We start from the raw sequence: 22,897 nt of genomic DNA on the forward strand, positions 1-22,897 counted from the left end.
AAGGCCGGAAAGCGCTTCCATCTTCAGCACCGTCTTCGACTGCATCATGAACAGAGCGGCGGGCACGCCCTTGCCGCTCACGTCGGCCACCACCATGGCCAAGTGATCGTTGTCGATGAGGAAGAAGTCGTAGAAGTCGCCGCCCACTTCCTTGGCGGGCTCCATGCTTGCGAACAGCTCGAACTCAGGATACGCCGCGATGTCGGGCGTGATTTCGGGCAGGGAGTTCGCCTGGATGTCGGCCGCCATGTCGAGGTCGGCCTGTACCACGGCGATGGATTCCTTCAAAGCAGCCACCGTCTTGTTGATGTCGTCGGAAAGCGAGGCGAACTCAGTGCTGCCACGCACGTCGACTTCCACATCCAAGTCGCCGTTGGTGATCTGCCCCAAGCGCCCGTTCACGCGCCAGATGCTGCGCACAACCACGCGCTTGATGGCGAAATAGATGACCAGGAACAGCGCCGCGAACACGACCACTTCCATGAACGACATGATGAGCACGGAAAGGTCGCGCGAGAAATTGGCTTCGGACGTTGGCAGCATCGCGATGATGCGGTAGCCCTCCACCTCGTGATAGCACGCGTAATACTCCTCGCCATCGAACGACGTCGAGAACACCACGTCGGAACCGGCGTTCGTGGCGTCGGTTACCAGCTGATCAACGTTCGTACTGGTGATGTCGTTGCGCGCGCTGATGGCGCGTCCGTTTTCATCGACCACTATGAGCGCGCCGCCCTGCCCCACATGGCGATTCTTCACCGCGGCTTTCACCTGCACGGAAAGATCGTCGAGGAAGTTTTCCGCGTCATAGCCCACCTGAAGGAAGCCATCGTCCAGCGAAACGCCCGCGTATTTGCGGTAGCGACTGGGGTCGTAGACGATGGGCTGATAGCTCTGCACGAGCTGCGTTTCCGCGCCGCCAGGCTCGAGCACCATGAAGGCGGCCGACTGGTCACCCGACTTCATGTCGAAGCCCACGAATTCGGAAGCACTGCTGGCCACTATGATGCCATCGCGGTTGATGTAGCTCACCTCGGACACGTCAAGTTCGGCCGCAATGCGATGGCAATCATCGTCGGTAGCGGCCTCGACCGAGCTCACGATGCCCGCCGCACGCTTGGTGAGCGAAAGCAGGTTGTCGTCGGACGCGTCCACGATATCCTGCTCCACGTCGGCGATGTTCAAGCGCAGAAGCGACTCGGTGTCGGAATTCGAGATGTTCGTCTGCAGCACGGCCGTGAAGCCCACGGTGAGCATGAACGCCGCAATGATGCCCACAAGCAGGCGATTCTGCACGATCTGCGCCACTCCGCGCGTTTCATGCGCAATGAGCGGACGCCCGCTGAGCAGCGCCAGCACCAGCGCGGAAAGCATGATGGATAGCCCCACGCCCACGATGGACGGTAGCGTGGTGGCCTGCGCGACCTGGAACGCCAGAACCGGATCTTCCATGCTGGAGATGAACACCAACAGCAGGTGCATGACCTCGGCGACCACGGCCGTGGCAAGCGCCATGGGCCAGCTGGGCATACGGTCGTCGAAGAGGTACTTGCGAAGGAGCGCTGCGTATACGCCCGCCAGCAGGCAGCCAAGGCAGCTGGCCAACCGCGTAAAATCGCTTACGCCTCCGGCAACGGCGAACCAGCGGCTGGCTGCGCCGATAGCGCCCGCGATAACGCCTGCGGGACCGCCGAAGAACAAGCCGGCGGCAAGAGGCGGCGCATCGAGCACGCTAATGGACGCTTCGGAATAGCCGACTTCCACCAAGGCAGCCGCCAGGGCCACGAGCCCGAATACGACGCCGATGAAGACTTGCCGAGCGGCAGGGGGAACCTTGGATGCGGCTTCGCTGCGGCGAATGAGAGCAAGCACGACGCAAGCGGCCACGGGTAGCAGCGTTATGAACGCAAATTGCAAGACGGTGGTGCCCATGACTCTACGCACCTTTCTGCGCGCGGAAACAGCAACCTTCATTATTGCGCATTCCACGCCGTACGAAAACCGCACGAGCTATTTTATTTTCGCAGATGGAGTACCTAAGCGGACAAGGTGGCAGCGCTAGGAATCGAGGCGCTGGCGCTCCACCAGCTGCGCGAAGAGACCACCCTGGGCGATAAGCTCGTCGTAGGTGCCGTCCTCGACGATGCGGCCACCGTCCAGGTACAGAATGCGGTCGCAGTTCTTGATGGTAGAAAGACGATGTGCGATGACGATGCGCGTGCATTTCAGGGAGTCGAGCGCTTCGGCCACGCGCTTCTGCGTACGATTGTCGAGCGCGCTCGTGGCCTCGTCGAACACAAGCACGTTCGGCTTGGGCGCCACGGCGCGCGCAATCATGATGCGCTGCTTCTGACCACCCGAAATGCCGCCGTTGCCTTCCGAGATAACGGTATGCATGCCCATGGGCATGGCGCGAATGTCGTCGGCGATGCCAGCTAGCTCGGCCGCTTCCCACGCCTCTTCCTCGGATAGATGCGGCGCCGAAATGGTGATGTTCGAGAAGATGTCCTCGGAAAAGAGGCTGCCATCCTGCGTGACCGCGCCAATGCGGCGACGCAGCGAACGCAAGTCGAGATTGGTCATGTCTTTGCCATCGTAGTAGATGGCGCCCTTGTCAGGCACTTCAAAGCCCAGCAGCAAGCGCACGAGCGTCGACTTGCCGCAGCCCGACTTCCCCACCACGGCCACGTACTCGCCCGGGCGAATGGTGAGATTCAACCCATCCAGCACGTAAGGCGTGTCGTCGGTATAGCGAAAGAACACGTCGTTGAATTCGATGCGCCCATACAGCGCCGTGAGCACCTCGTTGTTGCGCGCCACTTCAGGCACGGCTTCCAGGATGGGCGCAATCATATCGAACAGCGGGCGGATCTGCGCGACGGTGCGCACCACACCGGCGAGCGACGTGAATGCGCCCATAACCATGCCGTATGCCGCGTAAAACGCGATGTAGTCGGAAGGCGAAACGCCATTCACGGTGGCCAGGTAGTACAGCACCAGCGCTCCGGCGAGCGAAATGGTCAAGATGAGCGCGCTGCTAATCTTCAGGAACAACGGCGGGTTGTACTGCAGTTCGGCGCTCTTCGTGTACGACTGCGCCCACTTGGCAAACGCGCGCTTTTCCGCGCCCGCGAGCTTAATCTTCTGCACGCCGTAGATCATCGCGAAGCTCTTGCCATTTTCCTTCGCGGCGAATTTCATCTGCTTGCGCGACACGCGCATCTGCACGACGGAAGTGAGCAGCGTAACCGCCACGGTAGCGATGATGACGCACAGCGCCGGGAACGCGAGCGAGGGCACGAACTGCCCGATCTGCACGATGTAGAACAGCGAGAACAGCGCCGTCACGCCCAGCGAGAGCACGTTCGAAACGAGCAAGCTCACCAGCTGCTTGGCTGCCGACGCGCGGCTTGCCAGTTCGCCCGAGCTGTATTTCCTGAAGAACGAGGGAGGCAGGCTGAGGATGCGCATCATGATGGCCGACGACACGGGCAGCGAGACCTTCGTCTGGATGCGGTTCACCATCACCTCGCGCGAGGCCATGATGAGCTGCTGCGACACGCTGGCGCATACCAGGAAGGCCGCCGTGGCCCACAGAATGCCGAAGCTCCCGCTTTCCACCACGAAGCCCGTAAGCGATTTCGCCAGGAAGGGCAACAGCAAGCCAGCAAGCGTCACGAACAGCGAAAGCCCCACGAGCAAGGCCACGTCGGCCGCGTTCAGGCATTGGCGCATGTATTCCAAAAGGTCGCTTACGCCCAGTTCGCGCAGGGGAAGCGGGCGGTAGAAACAACGCGCTTCCATCTCGAACTCGCGGGAAACGCGCGCATCGATGTTTACGCGCTTGCCCGACGCGTCGCGGTACCAGTAGCCGCGGAACGGCCGCGGGAACACGGGCACGGGCGCACCGTCTTCCTTGCGGTAGGCGATCATCGGACCAAACGAGTCTTTGTACCAGTCGCTGGAAAGTTCCACCATGCGATGCATGATGCCGTGCGGGCGCAACGCGTATTCGAGCTGCTCGTCGGGTTCGGTGATGCTGGCGGGAATCTCCACGGGGTTGATGTGGTAGAACTTCAGGATGTCGTCGATGGCCTCGCGCGTGACGATGCGCTCGCTGGCCATGGCGCCGGCGCTGCTGGCGCCCACCACGGCGGAAGCCATGCGAATGATGGAGTCTTCGAAAAGCTCCTGGTCACCGCGCTTTCGCTGACGAACCTGATCGTCCTGGAACCCCATAGGTGCCTCTCCTAGTCGCTCGTTACCAGCTCGGTGTACACGCCACCAGCTGCGTAGAGTTCATCATGCGTGCCGCGCTCGACCACCTTGCCGCCGTCGAGCACGATAATCTCGTCGCAATCGCGAATGGTGGACAGGCGGTGCGCAACCATGATGCACGTGATGCCGCGGTCGATTACGGCCTGCACCACTTCGTTTTCCGTCTTGGCGTCGAGCGCACTCGTGGCCTCGTCCATCACCACCACCAGCGGGTCCTGCGCGAGCACGCGCGCGATTTCCAAGCGCTGGCGCTGGCCGCCCGAAAGGTCGCGGCCGCCTTCTTCCAGCATGCCCGAATAGCCGCCCTCGCGCGCCATGATGTCGTCGTGAATCTGCGCGTCGCGCGCGGCCATGATGACTTCGAAGTCTTCGATCGTGCCGTCCCACATGCGGATATTGTTCGCGATGGTGTCTTCGAACAGGATGATGTCCTGGTCGACTACGGCCACGGAAGCCGTGAACACGCTGCGGTCGATTTCGGAAATGGGCTTGCCATCGAACAGCACCTCGCCGCTCCACGGCTGGTACAACCCGGCAATGAGCTTCGCAATGGTGGACTTGCCGCAGCCCGACGCCCCCACGATGGCCACGCAATCGCCTGGCTCGAGCGTCATCGAGAAGTCGGTGATGGTGGGCTCGCCCAGCTTGGCGTAGCCGAACGTGACGTTCTTCAGCTCGACCTTGCCCTCCAGCTTGTCGTAGCTGGTTTCGCTATCGAGGGGCTCGTCGCGATAGTTCACGTCTTCGGGATATTCCATCACGTCTTCCACGCGCTCCATCTGCGTGCGCATTTCCTGCAGGCTCTGCCCCGCTCTGATGAGCGTCATGGCCGGACTCATGAAGAGCTGCAAATACCCTTGAAATGCCATGACCATACCAAGCGTGAACTGGCCGTTCATCACCAGGAACACGCCCAGCACCAGCACGGTGTAGTTCGCTAGGCTGGCAAAGAAGTTCGGCAGCATGCCCAGATACAGATTCAAGTTGGCAAAGCGTACCGTGGCCGTGTTCACCGCAGCCTGGTAGCCAGCCCATTTGGCGAAGTAGCCGTTTTCTGCGCCCGACGCCTTGATGGTCTCGATCATCTGAATGCCCGAAACCGTGGTGGATTCCAGCTTGCCCGTATCGCGCATCTGCGCGCGCGTGATATTCACGCGCTTCCGCGAAATGCGGTTGGCCAAGAAGGTGTTAAGCACGATGGTGAACAGGCCCACGAGCGTGAGCAGCACCGAGTAGCGAATCATGACCACCAGGTAGAACAGCATCATGAGGATGTTGAGAGCCAGCGGCGTGAACGTGTTCACGAGCGTTTCGGCGATGATGGCGTTCGTGCCCTTGCGCTGCTGGATATCGCCCGCCATACGCTGCGAGAAGAATTCCAGCGGCATGCGCAGCACCTTCCACATGAACGCGCTGCTGCTGACGATGGCCATCTTGCCGTTGATCTTCAGCGAATAGATGGAGCGCGCCGCTTCCACCACCACCTGCATGAGGCCCGCGACCGCCAGAAGCACGGTGAATGGGATGAGCATATCGGCGTTTTCGCCCGTGAGCAGGCGGTCCATGAAGAAGCGCGTGAATGCGGGATTGATCATCTCGAAGAGATAGCACACGGCCGTGGTAAGCGCCACGAAGGCAACCGCGCCACCGGCGCCCTGGAGGCGCTTGCGCGCGAAGTCGATGGTGCTGCGCCGCTTGCCCGAGGGCTGGAAGCTGGCCATGGGCTCGAACAGAATGCACGCACCGCTGAACGAGCGCTCGAATTCGGCGACGGTAAGGCGCAACGTGCCCTTGGCCGGGTCGTTCACGTAGACGTGATTGCCCTTCGCGCCGCAGTACACAACGAAGTTCACCCTGTTCCACGACACGATGCACGGAAGCGTGCCGCGCTCGCGCAGCGACTGCAGGGTGCACTGGTAATGCACGGCTTCCAGCCCATAGCTTTCGGCCGCGGACACGATGCCGCGCACGCTCGTGCCGTCGCGCGAGACGCCGCAGCTCGAACGCACCTGCTCCAGCGGAAGCCACTTTCCGTAATACGCCAGAATCATGGCCAGAGCAGCGGCGCCGCATTCCAGCGACTCCATCTGCATCACCATGGGCACCTTCACGACGCCCGATTTAGCTGGTTTCACGACCTTCCCCATCTTGCGCACCGGTTCCTAATTCAGGAGCAGCTCGATGATCTGGGTTGTCTTGTACCCGACGCGCGCATCATAGGCGCCATCGGGAATGGTGGCGCGAGCCGAGGCAACCACATGGCCCTCGTCGTCGGTGCCAACGGTAAGGATTTCGGTGCGCTCGTCGCCCACCTCGAGTTCCATGCCCGCCTGCACCTGCTGGGCGCTTTTCGCGTCGTCGAAGACGACCACCAGGTCGCCGCCCGACGCCGTGGCCGTGCCCGTGGCGTAGCTTTCGAAGGAAACCACACTGCCCCAGAAGATGAAACCCGCGATGATGAGCGCAAACGCAACGAGGAGAATCCAAACACGCGGGTTGGTTACGCGAAGATAGTCGTTCAGTTGTTCGGGGGAAGACAGCCTGCTCGCCCCGGAATTCGCTTCCGCGACCTTAGCCATGGGCGGTCTCCTTTCCACGGATGTATGAATACCTGCATTATCTCATAATGCACATTTCGGGAAGAGAGGGGAAGCTTCTTGTAAGGCTACGGGGTAAAATGAGACCCAAACTGTCTGAACAGGGTGAATGGATGGGGCCATGGGCGTACAACACGAACTGCTCTTTCTAGGCACGGGGGCCTCTTGCGGGAACCCCAATTACTACTGCGGCTGCAAGGCGTGCGAAGAGGCCCTTGCGAACCCCGCCGAAGCGAAGACCTGTTCCGACATAGCCCTCATCGGCAATGAAATCACCCTCATCGACGCCGCTCCCGAACTGCGCATCCAACTTGCGCGCGAACGCATGCGCGCTGTCGACCGCGTGCTCATCACGCACGAGCACTTCGACCACACGGGCGGCCTTCCCCAGCTGGAATTCATGGTGCGCTTGCATCGGAAGCGCCCGCTGCCAATCTATGGCACGGCGGAAACGCTTAAGGCCATCGAGCCACGCCTCGACTGGATGTGGGACACGCTGGAACCGCAAGTTATCGAACCATTTCAGCAGCTCGCGTTCGACAGCGTAACCTACACGGCGCTGCCCGCATCACACTGCCCCGGAGCGGTGGGCTACCTCATCGAAGCGGGCGAATGGCGCGGAGCATACTTCCCCGACACGGGCCCTCTTGCCCCCGAAGCGCTCGAGCGCCTGCACAACCTTGACGTGCTCATTCACGACAGCACCTTCATCGGGCGCAACTGGTGCGAAGGCGAGCACACCACCGTGAGCGAGACCATCGCACTTGGCCGCGAACTGGGCGCGAAGGCCGTTTACCTGGCGCATTGCTCGCTGCACTACGACGAGCCAACCACCGCAAGCGAACTGCGCGAACGGCTGAACGCGCTCGACACCGGCCCCATGCGCGTCATTCTTCCACGCGACGGCGAACGCATTCCCTGCGAGCGATAGACGGAGGCTGCGATGCGCGAGGTGCGAAGGGGAAACTGCCACTACTGCGGATACCTATGCGGGTTGAACGTGACGGTCGACGACGGCCGCGTGGTGGACCTTGCGCCCGACCCCACGCGCTACCCATACGACCCTTCCGTTGCGGCGCGCTGCCGTCGCTGGCGCATGAACCTCACCGACCTCGACGCACCCGACCGCCTGAACTATCCCCTGCGGCGCGCAGGAACACGCGGAAGCGGCGAATTCGAGCGCGTGAGCTGGGATGAAGCGCTCGACGACATCGCTAGCCGCTTGGATGCGCTGCGCCAGGAATATGGTGGGCAAACGCTCGCGAGCGCCATCGGCGGTCCGCACGCCACCTACTGGCCGCTGCATCGTTTCCTCAACCAATTCGGCACGCCCAACAACATGGGCATCGGGCAGATCTGCTGGGACCCGCGCGTATGGATGGACGCGGTCACCTTCGGCTGGCCCCTGGAAGCCGACCTGAACGACCATACGGGCGCAATGGTGCTCTGGGCGACGAACCCTGCCGAAAGCGACAACTCGCTTTTCTGGGCGCAGATTAGGGAACGGCGCCGCGCGGGCATGCCACTCGTGGCAATTGACTGCCGAGAAACCGCAACCACGCGCGCAGCCGACCTTCACCTGGCGCCACGCCCCGGAACCGACGCATACCTTGCGCTCGCCATGCTCCACGCAATCGTGAAGGAAGACCTGTTCGACCACGATTTCGTAGAGCGCTGGTGCACAGGGTTCGAAGGCCTGAAGACCCACCTTTTGCGCTACACTCCCGAAATTGCCGCGCGAGAAACAGGTGTGCCGCCCAGCGATATCAGGCGCGCCGCGCGCATCTACGCTACGAGCGGCCCCGCCGTGCTTCTTTCCGGACGCGGCATCGATCAGCTGGGCCCCAACACCGAGCCCACCGTGCGCGCGCTCTGCCTGCTGCGGGCCATTACGGGCAACGTCGACCGCCCGGGCGCCACCCTCATGCACGAGCGCAGCGACTTCCGCACGGAAGCGAGCATGGAACGCCCCGACCTATTCCCGCCAAGCCAGCGGCAGTTCGAGCTGAACGAATCACGCCTGCAGAGCCGCGCCGGCTACCAGCTGGTAAATGCGCAAACCGAAAAGCTGGGGCGTTCGCTTCCCGAACGCTACCTCACCTCGGCGCACCCCGAGCGCGTGCTGAACGCAATGGCCACGGGCACGCCGTATCCCATACGGGCCCTGCTGGTAATGGGCGCGAATCCGCTGCTCACCTACGCCGACAAGAACCTGGTTCAGCGGGCGCTTTCGGCGCTTGACCTGTGCGTAGTAACCGATTACCGCGTCACGCCCACCGCACAGATGGCCGATTACGTGCTTCCCGTCGCAGGCGGGCTCGAGCGCCCCACCTGCCAGATTCACGGCGGAATCGCCAACATGGCATACGGCGGCACTGCGGCCATAGCTCCCCTGCACGAACGGCGCACCGACTTCGACATCCTGCGCGGACTAGCGCTTCGCCTGGGCATGGAAGACGCCTGGCCCGCCACTTCGCTCGAAGAGGAATACAGCATCCTGCTCGAGCCCACGGGCCTCACGTTCGAAGAGTTCGCCGAGCGCGGCATCTACGCTCCCGCGCCCACCTACCGCAAGCACGAAACGCTCGATCAGAATGGGAAGTCCACGGGGTTCGCCACGCCCTCGGGAAGGGTCGAACTCGCATCGTCGCTACTCGAACAGCTGGGCGGCAGCGCCTACCCACAGCCCGCGAAAGGCACCATTGCGCAACACGACGTGCAACACGGCAAGATCGTGCTGGTCACGGGCGCGCGTTCGCAGCCGTTCTGGGGTTCGTCGTATTTCCAGAACGAGCTGTTCCGCGCATTGCACCCCTACCCGCGCATCGGCATGGCGCCGGAAACGGCAGAAGCGCTGGGCCTGCGGGAAGGCGACTGGGTGCGCGTATCAAACCAGAAGGGCGCCGCCGTGCTGGTGGTGCACCTGGAAAAGATGCCCTTCGGGGTGGCCAGCGCAGAATACGGCTGGTGGTTCCCCGAAAAACTCGATGGCGAAGATACCTTCGCTAGCACGCTGGCCAGCAATATCAACGCTCTCACGGGCGCCGCGCCCCAGGACTGCGAGCCGCTCATCGGCACCTGGGCATACAATGGCATAGAAGCATACGTAGAGAAGACCGATTGTCCGAGCAAATCCGCTCAGGCCTCCGCGGGCGATTCGGCTCGCGCGCCCGAGCACGGGAAGAAAGGCACGCGATGACCGTCCAGAAGAATGCTTTCATACTGTTCACCAAGCCGCCCGAGCCGGGCCTGGTGAAAACACGCCTCTCCACCACGCGCGATGGTTCATTCACGGAAGTGCAGGCGGCAACGCTGTACCGCCGCATGATGCTCGACGTGCTGGAATGCTCGATGCAAGCGCTCGACATCCTAGACGAGCAGAATCGCAAGGAACGCGAAGCCGATCCGTCGGCACCCGAGCGGGTCTACGAGTTCTACGTGAGCACCACGCCAGCCGACAGCGTGGCGAAGATGGAAGAGCTCCTGGAAAAGGAAGGCCCCTGGCCGCGTCCCATCAAGGTCATCCTCGATAGGGGCAAGGTGTTCGACGACCACTTCGATGACGCGTTCAGCCAGGTATTCGAGGCGGGATGCAGCACATGCGTTGCCGTGGGCGGTGACCTGCCCATCATGCCGCGCAAGCACGTCGTCGATGCATTCACCTGGCTTCAGCGATTCCTCGAAAACGACCCCAAAGGTGGCATGGTGCTCGCGCCGTGCCAGGCCGGCGGTACGTCGCTCGTGGGCTACACGGCGAACTGCGGCATGGACAACCAGACCGTCTACTACAACCAGTCGGGGCGCCCAGCGCTTCAGGCATACGTGGACAAGGCGAACGAACTGGGTGGGCTGCAAACAGCCCTGCTGGAAAGCGTGCCCGACGTCGACACCATGGAAGACCTCGCACATGTCGTGACCTACATCAACGCGCTCGAGATCACGCAGGATTACCAGGACCTCTTCCTGCCGCACCGCACGCTCTACTTCATCCGCGTGATGAACCTTCAAGTGGTCACGCCGCCCAATCGCAATTTCGACAACCGCGACAAACTCGACGTATAGGCTCGCCATGTCCGAGATTCTGGGAACAACCGTCAGCCTCTGCCCCGAATGCCTAAAGCAGCTTCCGGCCAACGTCGTCGCGCACGACGACGGCACGGTATGGATGGAACGCACCTGCCCCGAGCACGGCGCATTCGAGGCGTACCGCTGGCCGAACGCCGAACACTACCAGCGCTACTGCTCGCTAGCACTGCCCAGCATTCCGCCAAAGGTCACGCACCCCATGACGGCACCATGCCCCTTTTCGTGCGGCATCTGCACGAACCATCGGCGCCACCCCACGCAAGTGGGCATCGAGCTCACGCAGCGTTGCAACCTGAACTGCCCCGTCTGCTTCATGGACGCGCAACGCGACGACGACGAGCTTGCAGCGGAAGACTTCCGCCCGATATTCCGCACGATCGTCGAGAGCGCGGGAAGCCAATGCGGCGTGAACCTCACCGGCGGCGAGCCCACCGTGCGCGAGGACCTGCCCGAAATCGTGCGCATTGGGCGCGAGGAGGGCGTGAAATTCATCGAGATCAGCACCAACGGCATCGCCATCGCGCGCGACGAGGAGTTTCTGCGCGACCTGGCAAGCGCTGGCATTTCGGGCATCTACCTGCAGTTCGATGGCGTCACGCCCGAGCCGTACCTCGCCACGCGCGGAGCCGACGTGCTAGGACTGAAGCTTGCCGCCATCGAGGCGTGCCGCGCGCAGGGCGTGCAGGTCGTGCTGGCCATGACCGTGGTGGGCGGCGTAAACGAAAACCAGATTGGCGATGTCATACGCTTCGCTCTCGAGAACAACGACGTCATCGCGGGCGTCGCCCTGCAACCCGCTTTTGAAAGCGGGCGCTTCGAGGTGCGTAGGAGCAAGCCCCTTACCATGGGCGACGTGATGTACGCGCTCGACGCGCAAACCGACGGGCTCATCCAGCTCGACGACATCGTGCCGCTGGGCTGCTCTCACCCGCTGTGCGACTCGGGCGTATACCTCGCACGCACGCCAAACGGCTACGAGCCGGTTACGCGCGGGCTTACGCACGGCGAATACCTGGAACTATACGACCCCGCATCGCCGCAGGGTGCGGTGCTGTGGGATATCGCACGCAAGCGCGTGCCCGATTTCTCGGGCGGGCTGTCGGTCATCATCATGGACTACATGGACCGCAGCAACATCGACCTCGAGCGGCTGCAGCAATGCTCGATGTGCCACGCTACCGCAGACGGGCGCATCATCCCGTTCTGCAGCAGCGAGCTGAACGACGCGTCGGGAGAGCGCATCTACTCATCGCTAGGCAGATAGAAGGAACCAATCATGACGCAATGGGATACGGGGAGACAAGACGGCCCCTCGGTGCTATATCACATCGGGCACAACGTCAGCATCTGCCTTGGATGCGGGCTGTGCGCCGCATTCTGCCCGATGGACTGCTACACCATGCAACCTAACGCTTCCGGGCAAGGTCCCGCCGAACTGCCCGTTGCCGTGGCACCCGAGCGCTGCGTAGGCTGCAAGACCTGCGAGGGCCAGTGTCCCGTGGGCGCGCTTTCCATCACGGGCAGCGGACCCGAATACGACCCGTTCGTCGATCGCGAGCAAGCGCCCGAGCTTCCGCAAGACGAACGCGACCTGTACGCCTCGTGGAGCGAAACGCTGAAGAGCATTCTGAAGCTCGACTCGGAACCCGTTTCCGTGACGCTCGTTCCCGCAGGCGGCGCGCTTCCCCGCGTGCCCATCCCCACCGAGCGCATGCGCTACTGCCAGCAGGTGGTGCGCGCGAGCCAGGGCGCTTCCATCATGCTGCCGCCGAACAGGCACGCCTGCCCCGACGGCACGTCCATCCTGGGCATGACCGACGTCCCGCCGAAGCTGGCGAGCGGCGAGCTGTACGTGCTCTTCCAGAAAGTGGCTTCCATGGAAGCAGCTGCGCAAATGGTTGCCGAGCGCCCGCACCTACCCCAGCGCAGCGTCGACGCCACCGTGATGACGCCCCTTTCCCACGCAGCGGCAACGCCCGACGTGGTAATCGTGGCGGGCAACGCCGAGCAGATGATGTGGCTCACGATGAGCGCGTCATACTACACGGGCGAGCGCTTCAACTACCGCGTTTCGGGATTCAACAGCCTTTGCGTGGAGACCACGCTCTTCCCGTATACCGACGGCACGATGAACATCTCGCTTGGATGCTACGGATGCCGCGCCGCCAGCAACATCACCGATGACGTGATGTTCATGGGCATTCCCCGCATCATGATGCCCACCGTGGTTTCGGGCTTGCAGCACCTGGCAAAGAAGGCCATCCCCGATTCGCGCGCGAAAATCTACGTTCCGGCGAATCAGGAACAGTAATGGAACCGCAGGCAAACGTCGCAAGCGCAGCGTATTCCCTGCGCCCCGCCGAAAGCGGTGACGAGATAACGGTGCGGGCGCTCGTGCAAATGGGCGGCATGGATATGCCCGCCGACTGGAAAACGGGCACAGTCGCCATCGATGGCGACGGCTACGTCATCGGCTACCTACGCGTTCAGCACACGGGAACCGGTCCGCACGTTGCCCCCGTAGCCGTGCGCCCCGATTGGCGGGGACGAGGCATCGGACGCGCGCTCATGGACGACGCAGCTCGAAGGGAAGGGCCACTGAAGCTCGTTTCCCGCGGCGAGGCCGTCGGCTTCTACCGTGCTATCGGATGCCAGGAGATTTCGTTCGACGAGATTTCGGGCGACCTTGAGGAGGACTGCCTCCACTGTCCCGACCGCGAAACCTGCCAGCCCGTTCCCTTCCTCTACACGGGAAAGGAGCATCATGGCTAGCTTCGAAGATGCGGCACGGCAAGCGAGACCTACGTTCGAAGAGCTGCAGAGCGCATGCGTGCAATGCGGACAGTGCACGCAACGCTGTTCGCTGCTTGAAGCGCATGGCTGGAACCTGGGCGTGCTATGCCACGAGGCGCTTGAGGCATCGCATTCCGCAAGCAGCTTCACACGCAGCCCCTTCCTGCCGTTCACGCTCGCATGCGAAGGCTGCAACCGCTGCACCGCCCCTTGCCCGCAGGGCCTGGAACTAAGCCGCGCCTGGGCACGTGGGCGCACGCTGGCCCGCGCAGCGGGCACTATCGGCAACGACGCGCTAGGCATCGTGAAGACGGATTGCACCTGGAACACGTTCAGCGTCTTCCGCGCCGTGCAGGGAATCTCCTACGCCGACCTGCCACTGTTGCGCGTGGAACCCATCGACGCCGAACGGACGAAATGGCTCGAACTCAATTCGTATGCCCATGACGACGCCCCACGCGCTGCGACGCTCTTCTTCCCCGGCTGCGCGCTATCCACCTACGCTCCCGCGCTCACGCGCAAGGCGCTTACGTGGCTGAACGGGCAGTGCGGGCCCACCCTCCTCTCCACCGCCTGCTGCGGCATCACGCTCGACTTCATGGGCGAGCCCGAACGCGCCGCTGCGTGGAAAGACCGCGTGGTGGAGGCGATCGCCATGCAGGGCGTGCAGCGCGTCATATGCGTCTGCCCAGCCTGTGCCACGCAACTGCAAAGCGCCGCGAGGCGCGCCTCGATCGAACTTGAGTTCGTCTCGTTCGCGCAGCTTCTCGTAGACGCGGATGCGCACATCGACCCCGCTTGGTTCGGCGACAACACCCTGCCCGCAATGGCGGTCGATTCCTGCAACGACCGCGCGAGCATCCATGGCGATGCCGTACGCACGCTCCTGGAGCACGTGCCCTGCAAGCTTTCGTCCTGCCGCGGGAATGACGCGCGCTGTTGCGGAGCCGGTGGCGGCGTGAACCTCTTCAATCGCCCCATCGCCCGCGAGCGCACGCGCCACAACCTGGAACTCGCGCGCAACGCAGGTGCGCGCACGATTGTCACCTCGTGCCCCACCTGCGCGTATACCTACTCGTACGAACTTTGGGAAAGCGCGATGGAGGGCGATGGCAGCTGGAAGGACATGCACGTCGTGAATTACCTGGAAGCGGCATTCGACGAGCGCATCCCCTGGCCCGAAACCTTCCGAGCGCTCAATGACATGTGGCAGGGCAAGCATGCCGCATGGGTCGCCGCACACCTTTCGAACTAGCGGCACAGCCGCACTGGCAGACGATAAAGGAGAAGCTGAATGAAAGTACTCATGCTCAACGGGAGCCCGCGCAAGAACAGCAACACCGGGCTTGCGCTGACCGAAATGCAGCGCGTATTCGAAAGCGAAGGAATCGAATGCGTCACGTACCAGGTTGGGCAGCTCGACATCCGCGGATGCATCGCGTGCGCCAAATGCCACGAGACGGGCGCATGCGCCATCAACGACATCGTCAACGAGCTCGCCCCCGTGCTCGAGGAAGCAAGCGGCGTGGTAATTGGCTCGCCCGTGTATTTCGCGAGCGCGAACTCCACGCTCACCGCGCTGCTCGATCGCCTGTTCTACAGCACGCCATTCGACAAGACCATGAAGGTTGGCGCCGCCTTGAGCATTGCCCGACGCGGCGGCATCTCGTCGACGTTCGACCAGCTGAACAAGTACTTCACCATCACGGGCATGCCCGTAGCCAGCGGCCAATACTGGACGGGCGCTCACGGACGAGCCGTGGGCGAAAGCGCGCAGGACGAGGAAGGCCTGCAGAACATGCGCGTCGTTGCGCGCAACATGGTCTTCCTCATGAAGAGCATCGCGCTTGGCAAGGAGGCATTCGGCATGCCGGAAACCGAGGAGCGCATCTACACCAACTTCGTGCGCCCCTAATCAATCGCCCGCCCGCATTCCAAACGCAAAAGGCTCCCCCTCCGATTGAACTGCACCCCAGTTCTTGGACATGAGAAAAGGGAGGCAGTTCAGATTGGAGGGGGAGCCTTGCTTTCAACGTGAACACGCGGGGAACCGTAAGCCAGGTTTCCGCACGACGATTACTTGTTAACCTTGGGCACTTCGATATCGGTGAATTTGTCGGGGTCGCCCTTCTCGCCAATCTCGGTGGGATCGCCTTCCGCGGTAAAGTCGGTGATGCCCGCAGGCTCGTCGGTTTCCACGTTCGCGAGCTCGGCTTCGCTTACCGCCGAATAATCATGGCTCTTGAACACCTCGGTGTTCAGCAGGCCCGACGCCTTCGCCATGCACGTGGTAACCACCGCATCGCCCGTGACGTTGATGGCGGTACGGCCCATGTCGAGCAGGCGGTCGATGCCCATGATCATCGCGACGCCTTCAGCGGGCAAGCCTACGGACTCGAATACCATGGCAAGCATGATCGTGCCCACGCCAGGAACGCCAGCCGTGCCAATGGATGCCGTAACCGCCGTTAGGATAACGGTAAGCAGCGCGGTGAACGACAGGTCGATGCCAAACGCCTGGGACACGAAGATAACGGCCGCGCCCTGCATGATTGCCGTGCCGTCCATATTGATGGTGGCACCCAGCGGAATGGTGAACGACGCGACCTTCTCGTCGACGCCAATCTTCTTCTCAAGGGTTTCCATGTTCAGTGGAATCGTGGCGTTCGACGAGCTAGTGGAGAACGCGAACAGCATCACGGGCAGCATCTTGCGCAGGAACTGGAACGGATTCAGGCGCGTGAAGATGAACAGGATGAGCATGTACACGATGAGCAGCTGCACGAACAGGCCCAGGTACACCGTTCCGATGAACTTCACCATGGGCAGGATGCCCGAAAGACCCAAGTTCGCGAACGTGCGCGCGATAAGGCAGAAGATGCCAAGCGGCGCCACCTTCAGAATGAGGCCAATCATGTACATCATGACGGCGTTGAACTGCGTGAAGAAACGATTCACCGTCGCAACCTTCTTGCCCAGGCGCCCCAGGATGAACCCGAGGATGAGCGCGAAGAAGATGATCTGCAGCATCGTGCCGCTGTTCATGGCCGCCACGATATTCGTGGGAATGATGTTGATGAGCATATCGGCCATGGTCTGGTCGGTGGTGGTTGCCTTGGGCTCCACCTGCACGATCGAAGCCATGTCGAGGCCAATGCCCGGGCTGGTGAGCTGCGCGAGCATGATGGCCACCACAACGGCCAGCGCGGTGGTGCACAAGTACATGAGCACGGTGCCCACGCCCACTTTGCCCAGGAGCTTCGGGTCGCTCATCGACGCAGCTCCGCACACGATGGAGCAGAACACCAGCGGAACAACCAACATCTGCATGAGGCGGATGAACCATTGCCCGAAGACGTAGAAGACGCCCTCGATTACATACGTGTCGACCGGCGACCCTTCGGGAACCAAGATCGAACACGCGATGCCCACCACGATGCCCGCGGCAAGCGAAATGAGGATCCACGTGGTAAGACTGACTGTCTTCTTGGGCTCCCCGGTTTCAACTTCCCTAATCACGAATACCCCCTCACATAGAACAACCCCTTGTCTTGCACGTCTCATTGTAGACCCGCGACAAGAGGTTGGCTTGAGAAATTGGAACCGAATAAATAGGGATTAGGCGGTTTCGCCCCCGCAACTGGAGCCAGCGCCCGCCGTACAGCCATAACAGTGGTTCGAGAACACTATTTCGCGCGCAGGCTGCCTTTCTGCCGCGAAGTCGAAGATGGTCTTGCCGGTGGATATTTCCAACCCCAGCGCCTGGTTGAAATCGCAGTCGTACACCTTGCCCCGCCAGTCGACGCTAACTTGGCTGCGGCACATCATACCCGCCGTGGTGGCGGGGTTAAACGCCCCAATGAGGCGCTTCATGTACGATTCCAAATTGCCCTTTGCATGCAGGGCCGATGCAAAGCGGCCCGAGGGATTGTTCGTGATGGCCTCCAGGTTGGTGAATTCCACGCCATATTCCCTCGTGAGATGACGGCGATACTCGAGTTCCATCGACGCCTGATCGGGCGGCAACGTTGCCGAAGGCGGATTGTACACGAGCGTAATGGGACGCTCGGTTCCGTAACCCGCGTCATTCAGAACGCGCAGGCCCGCGATGCACGCCTCGAACGTTCCATCGCCGCGCACCTTGTCGACATTGCGCGCGCTGAAGTACGGAAGCGACGCGAACAACGTGGCGTCGATGCTGGCGTAGAGCCGAGCGAAATGCGCGTACTCGGGCTCGGTGAGGATGACGAGGTTCGTGCGCACGATGGGCTTCACGCCGCGCTGCTGCCACTGCAACAGGAACCATTCCAGGTCGGGATGCATTTCAGGCGCACCGCCCGTAATGTCGACCGCGGAAAACCCGCCCACCTCATATGCAGTCAGGCACGCTTCCATGACCTCGCGGCTCATGCATTCGTCCCTATTCGGACCGCACTGCAGATGGCAATGGCGGCATGCCAGGTTGCAGCGGTACCCCACGTTCACCTGCATGGTCGTTGGCGGGTCGTTCGTGAGCCGGTCGCACGCGGGCACGCGCTCGGCGAACGGCTCGAAACTGTTCATGACTTCTTCCACGGTACGCTCTGCCATCGCAGACCTCTTTCGCGCCTCTAGAATTCCTGGTCCTTGATGATCTTATGCGCCTGCACGCCATGCGCTAGCGCAGCCCCACCGCGAATCGCGTTCGTAACGTGGAATGCCTCGGCGATTTCCTCCTCCGAGCAGCCCTTCTGCAGGCAGGAATTCGTATACGCATCAATGCAGTACGGACACTGCACGGCGGCCGCAACGGCGAGCGCGATGAGTGACTTCTCGCGCGAAGTGAGCGCGCCATCTTGGAAAACCGCACCGTAATACCCCATGAATTTTTCCCAGAGCTCGGGCGAGAGAGCGCCCACGCCTTCGCTGGAGAAATTGACCAAATCCGCAGGATCGTAATAGGTCGCCATGAGCTTTCCTTTCAGCGGTTGGAACGATGTCTTCAATTATACGAATTGAAACAGAATCTGTGCCAGATATTCTTCGCGGAAGCGGAGCGCGGCATAGGCCACTGACCTTGGCCTTCGCGCAATTCTTTCCCTAGCGAGAAGCTGGGAATGCGAAACGTAAACAAAAGCGCAGAGGTGCCATTTTCCCGATATACTTTTCCCATACGAAAAGGCTTAGCCGATGCATCGTGAATCGGAGGTCTCGCCATGGGGAACCTATCACGTCGCTCGTTCATCGAACTCACTTGCGGGTCCATTGTCGCGCTGCCCACGCTGGCCGGAGGCATCGTGCTAGCACCCCGGCCCGCATATGCCGCAGAAGATGCAACCGACAAGCGAGAGCTTGCCGGCGGCGAGTCGGAATACGTCATCATCGACGTCGTGAACCCCTACGAAGTGGGCTTCCTGGTGGTGGATATCACAAGGGGCAAGGAAAACGAGTCGGGGCTCATCAGCTATCCGCCCGTGGAAGGCGCGCGCGTCACGGTAACATCGCGATTCAACAACAAGACCGCGCAGGGCACCACGGGAAAAGACGGCGTCGTAAACCTCGACATCAAAGAGCTTTCCATACGCGAAGACGACGAGGACCTCGAAAGCCTTAGCTACTACTACTTCTACGGCATGGTAACCGTGGAGAAAGATGGCTGGCGCCATTTCCAAACGGCGAAAATGGTCGTGGAAGGAGGAACGGGCCTGCAGGTTCCCGCGCACCCCGCCGACGCCGTGGGCACGCCCTACCCCTATCTCGTTTCGTTCGACGAATGGGATGCGCTCTACAGCAAGAACGACTTTCTCATCACCCCGGCCAACAGCGACGAGCACGCCATGACCATAAGCGTGCTCGACCTGCCAAGCGAAAGCCCAGCCACCATCGAGCTGTGGGTTGACGGCGAGAAGAGCGCACGCAGCAGCGTGAAGGCGAGCATGGGCAAGAGCGTGAAAATCGGGTCGCGCGTCGAGCGCGTGTTCGATGCGCAGACGGGCGACTGGGACACGAAGGAAGTCACAATCTACGGTGCGCCCGCCACTGGCACGCTCAAGGGCCACTATCTGCAAGAAGGCAACGACGACGCACTGCCCGTGGGCGCGAAATGCCGCATCGCGGTGCGCCAGGGGAAGAAGACGTACAGCTGGCCCCTCGCCTTCACCACCACGAAGGGCCTTATCGACGAGCCTTCCGAAAACGAAGGGCAGACCCTCTGCCCGTTCAACACGACAGACGAAAGCCAAGTGGGAGGCCTTTCCACGCAGGGGACCACCGGGCTCGACATGGTATGGCCCGGCGACATCCCCATCTTGGGCGGCGGCAAGCTGAGCTTCTGGACGCCCGACCTGCCCATCGGCATCTACGTGAACCCCTTTGGCATGGTGCAGATAACGCTGAAATCCCCGAGCTGGGGATATCTGAACGACGGAGGCAAGTCGGCGAAGAACGGCTGGGGCACGTACCCGCGCATGTCCGTTGAACAGCAGTGGAACCGCAAAGTCGGCCTGATGAAGAACATGACCGACAAGACGGCCGGGCTCGTTTCCAAGCCAGGCGCCGTACAGCAAATCGACCTGTTCAAGTCGTTTTCGGTGATGGTGAACTTCCAGCTTATGGCGCTTGCGCGCTGGAATACCTCGAAGGGCGTGTTCCAGGGCGAAGTAGCCGGCCAGCTCGTAGCGGCCATGAACTTCACGATCACCGAGAACTTCTTCGCGGGGCCCATTCCCGTGCTCCTCACCTTCTCGCTCGACGCGAGCCTGATTTTCGGACTTTCCGCCGCCGCAACGTCGGCGAAGCTGTACAAGACCGAGTCGCTCCTTGATGCAGTTGGCGATTTCTCGCGCTGGAGCTGGGACTACACAAACACCGGCTTTACGATGACGCTCAACATCACGCCAGCGGTTTCGGTGGGCGTAGGCCTGCGCGGCGTGGCATCGATTTCGGTGCGCGGCTCCATCACGCTCACGCTGTTCTTTGGCGTGCCCATGGGAACGCAGCCCGATTCGCTTCCCAGCCCGCATTTCGCCGCTGGCTGGTCGGCAGTCGTTTCGCTCGTGGTGGAGCTGTTCCTGTTCACGCATAGCTTCGCGCTGTACAACAAGGCGTTTTCGAACTTCTACGACAACTGGGATGGCCAAGGCCCCGGGGTCCTGAAACCCCACGCCGAGGAAGCCACCCTGAACGCGCTCGCCGACCTTTCGATCGAAGAGCTGCTCGATAAGATGTCGCCCATCACCGACACGATGCTCGCGCAGACGAGCGAAGCAAGCCTCACGTCGCAGTCGCTTACCGGGCAGTCGATTTCCGAAGAGGCGACCATCGACTGGGACGACATCGCAACCACAATGGAAGACCAGCTCGAGGATGGCACGGTCGTGACATACGTCGTGTACGACCTGGCCAAGGCACGTGGCGGAAACGCGACAAGCGAAGAAGACGAAAGCGCTGCGCTCGTAGACGAATCCGCACCTGAGCCCGCCCCCGTCTCTACCCTCGAACCGCAAGCAGAGGAAACGCCCATCAACAGCGAAGGCGAACTCTCGACTCAAAGCGAAGACCCCGGACGCGAAGCGTCTATTCTCCTAGAAATGTCCGATGCGAGCCTGCCCACGCCCGGCGTGGCGGCGCTCGGAGCAATGGGCGGCATTCGCCCCTCGTCGGATATGCGCCTATTCGGCACGGAAGAAAGTCACGTGTTCGGCGTGCCGCGTTCGAAGGTGACCGCCATCACGGGCACGAAGGCGGGAAGCACTGCAACGGCCACGGGCACCTGGTGCTTCCGCATCGCGGCGGTGAACGTGGGCGGCAATATGCGCACGCGCCTGGTTGCCACTTGCATCGATGGCGAAACCAAGGGCAACACGCGCATCATCGAATTCAAGACGGGCATCGACGGCATGTCGCACGACGACCTATACGATTACGACTTCGATTTCACCATCACGAACGCCGACCGCGCCGAGGACATGGTGCGATTCGTCATCGTTTCCGGCAGGCGCCTGAACTCGAGCCTTGCCACCGCAGCAACCGAGCTGGTGTTCACATCGGTTTCCATACGCGGCGGCCTATTCGTGAGCGGCGACGACGTCATCGACGCTTCGACCCTCGCGCTAAATGACGGCAGCAGCTTCTCGCGCAAGGGCAGCGAAATCATCGGCTACAAGCCCGAGGCGTACCACAGCATCCTCTCGCTGCAGATCGAATCCATTGGCGAGCACCAGAACGAGCTCATGCTCATGTTCCTCGACCGCAGCGCCAACACTGCAGAAGGCGTTCTGGGGTCATCCGCGGAAGTACGCGTTGGGCTTCTGTTCACCGACTTCAACATGTCATCGATTGCGGCACCCACGGCCAGCAGCATGGGGGCGCTTGCGGGCAATATATCCGACACGACGGCGTACGAGCTGAAGCTTTCGCCCTACAAGTACGAGGACTACGACAAGCTGTACCAGACGTTCACGGTGATGATTCGCGGGGCCGAGAAATGCCATTACCTGCTGCTGACGCTATACACGTACAAGACATACGCCGCGGTTCTGCACGAGACGATCAAATCGGTGAAACGCTGCGAGGACTACGATTCGGCCATCCGCCTGGTGCCATGCCCCGCGCAAGGGTACTCGCTTACGTCGTATCCGGAAGACCCAGCCCAGCTCACGGTGCCATCAAATGAGCACGATTACGCGAAATGGACCCTCCATTCGGCCACGTGGTCGAACGACGACACGCCCAAGCTGGTGGTGAAGCCCGTTGGTCCGTCGGGCTTCAACGTAGTGAACTTCGCGGTGAATCCCAAGGGCACCTACATTTTCTGGCCGCAGTCGCGCGACGTCGACGAAGACCGCGTGTGGGCCAACGACGGAACGGAAGACGTGAAGGAACGCCCCGCGGCGTACCACATCATGGCGTGCCGCATCCGCGGGAATCATTTCTCCGACCCATTCATCGTGGCCGACCTAGCCCATGACACCGATGCGCTGGCCGTGGTGGACACGAAGCGCAACACCGTGGTGGAGATGCTGCGCACGGAATACGTCGACACGGGCGCGCGCGACGTGGATGGGCACGTGCTCTATCACGCGTCGGACATCTGGTACACCTCGGTGCCGCCCGTGCGCTGCGCAACGGCTACGGCATGCGAAGCGGAAGAGCCCTTCGTAATC

General features: G+C 61.8%; 16 protein-coding genes. 9 read left to right on the forward strand and 7 right to left on the reverse strand.

Annotated elements, in window-relative coordinates:
- The 4 genes from AC04P6_RS08770 to AC04P6_RS08785 all read right to left on the reverse strand — a co-directional run.
- A partial coding sequence (locus tag AC04P6_RS08770) for a LytS/YhcK type 5TM receptor domain-containing protein (RefSeq protein ID WP_475566247.1) occupies window positions 1-1,932 on the reverse strand: 1,932 nt, incomplete at its 3' end.
- Between the two features lie 126 nt (window positions 1,933-2,058).
- A complete protein-coding gene (locus AC04P6_RS08775; protein ID WP_475566248.1) occupies window positions 2,059-4,239 on the reverse strand; it encodes an ATP-binding cassette domain-containing protein in 2,181 nt (726 codons plus the stop codon).
- Between the two features lie 11 nt (window positions 4,240-4,250).
- Window positions 4,251-6,413, reverse strand: a complete 2,163-nt coding sequence (locus tag AC04P6_RS08780; RefSeq protein ID WP_475566249.1) for an NHLP family bacteriocin export ABC transporter peptidase/permease/ATPase subunit — start codon at window positions 6,411-6,413, stop codon at window positions 4,251-4,253.
- Window positions 6,414-6,440: 27 nt separating this feature from the next.
- Window positions 6,441-6,857: a hypothetical protein gene (locus AC04P6_RS08785; RefSeq protein WP_475566250.1), complete on the reverse strand. Its 417-nt coding sequence runs from the start codon at window positions 6,855-6,857 to the stop codon at window positions 6,441-6,443.
- Between the two features lie 139 nt (window positions 6,858-6,996).
- On the opposite strand from AC04P6_RS08785, the gene AC04P6_RS08790 reads away from it, so the two are divergent.
- The 8 genes from AC04P6_RS08790 to AC04P6_RS08825 are packed head-to-tail and all read left to right on the forward strand — an operon-like array spanning window position 6,997 to window position 15,669.
- Complete coding sequence (locus AC04P6_RS08790; protein ID WP_475566251.1) at window positions 6,997-7,806, forward strand: MBL fold metallo-hydrolase; 810 nt, start codon at window positions 6,997-6,999, stop codon at window positions 7,804-7,806.
- Between the two features lie 12 nt (window positions 7,807-7,818).
- Window positions 7,819-10,074 (forward strand): molybdopterin-containing oxidoreductase family protein, encoded by a 2,256-nt coding sequence (locus AC04P6_RS08795; RefSeq protein WP_475566252.1) that lies wholly within the window; start codon window positions 7,819-7,821, stop codon window positions 10,072-10,074.
- Window positions 10,071-10,937, forward strand: a complete 867-nt coding sequence (locus AC04P6_RS08800; protein ID WP_475566253.1) for a TIGR04282 family arsenosugar biosynthesis glycosyltransferase — start codon at window positions 10,071-10,073, stop codon at window positions 10,935-10,937. Before AC04P6_RS08795 ends, AC04P6_RS08800 begins: the two co-directional genes overlap by 4 nt.
- A 7-nt stretch (window positions 10,938-10,944) precedes the next feature.
- A complete protein-coding gene (locus tag AC04P6_RS08805; protein ID WP_475566254.1) occupies window positions 10,945-12,225 on the forward strand; it encodes a radical SAM protein in 1,281 nt (426 codons plus the stop codon).
- A 12-nt stretch (window positions 12,226-12,237) separates the two neighbouring features.
- On the forward strand, window positions 12,238-13,272 hold the full coding sequence (locus AC04P6_RS08810) for a DUF169 domain-containing protein (protein ID WP_475566256.1): 1,035 nt from the start codon (window positions 12,238-12,240) through the stop codon (window positions 13,270-13,272).
- Window positions 13,272-13,733 carry a GNAT family N-acetyltransferase gene (locus AC04P6_RS08815; RefSeq protein ID WP_475566257.1) on the forward strand — a complete coding sequence of 154 codons (462 nt, stop codon included), beginning with the start codon at window positions 13,272-13,274 and terminating at the stop codon, window positions 13,731-13,733. The genes AC04P6_RS08810 and AC04P6_RS08815 overlap by 1 nt, the downstream gene beginning before the upstream one ends.
- Entirely contained in the window at window positions 13,726-15,009 is a 1,284-nt protein-coding gene (locus AC04P6_RS08820; RefSeq protein WP_475566258.1) for a heterodisulfide reductase-related iron-sulfur binding cluster, read from the forward strand. The genes AC04P6_RS08815 and AC04P6_RS08820 overlap by 8 nt, the downstream gene beginning before the upstream one ends.
- A 39-nt stretch (window positions 15,010-15,048) precedes the next feature.
- Complete coding sequence (locus AC04P6_RS08825; protein WP_475566259.1) at window positions 15,049-15,669, forward strand: flavodoxin family protein; 621 nt, start codon at window positions 15,049-15,051, stop codon at window positions 15,667-15,669.
- 161 nt (window positions 15,670-15,830) lie between these two features.
- On the opposite strand, the gene AC04P6_RS08830 is transcribed toward AC04P6_RS08825, so the two are convergent.
- The 3 genes from AC04P6_RS08830 to AC04P6_RS08840 form a co-directional block, all read right to left on the reverse strand.
- Complete coding sequence (locus AC04P6_RS08830; RefSeq protein WP_475566260.1) at window positions 15,831-17,273, reverse strand: dicarboxylate/amino acid:cation symporter; 1,443 nt, start codon at window positions 17,271-17,273, stop codon at window positions 15,831-15,833.
- Window positions 17,274-17,372: 99 nt separating this feature from the next.
- Window positions 17,373-18,344, reverse strand: coding sequence for an arsenosugar biosynthesis radical SAM (seleno)protein ArsS (gene arsS / locus AC04P6_RS08835; protein ID WP_475566261.1), 972 nt, complete (start codon window positions 18,342-18,344; stop codon window positions 17,373-17,375).
- Between the two features lie 20 nt (window positions 18,345-18,364).
- Window positions 18,365-18,703 (reverse strand): arsenosugar biosynthesis-associated peroxidase-like protein, encoded by a 339-nt coding sequence (locus AC04P6_RS08840; RefSeq protein ID WP_475566262.1) that lies wholly within the window; start codon window positions 18,701-18,703, stop codon window positions 18,365-18,367.
- A 246-nt stretch (window positions 18,704-18,949) separates the two neighbouring features.
- Here AC04P6_RS08840 and AC04P6_RS08845 point away from each other — a divergent pair.
- Window positions 18,950-22,897: hypothetical protein (locus tag AC04P6_RS08845; RefSeq protein ID WP_475566263.1), on the forward strand; the 3,948-nt coding region annotated here is incomplete at its 3' end.

Source organism: Denitrobacterium sp. (genome assembly GCF_056180635.1).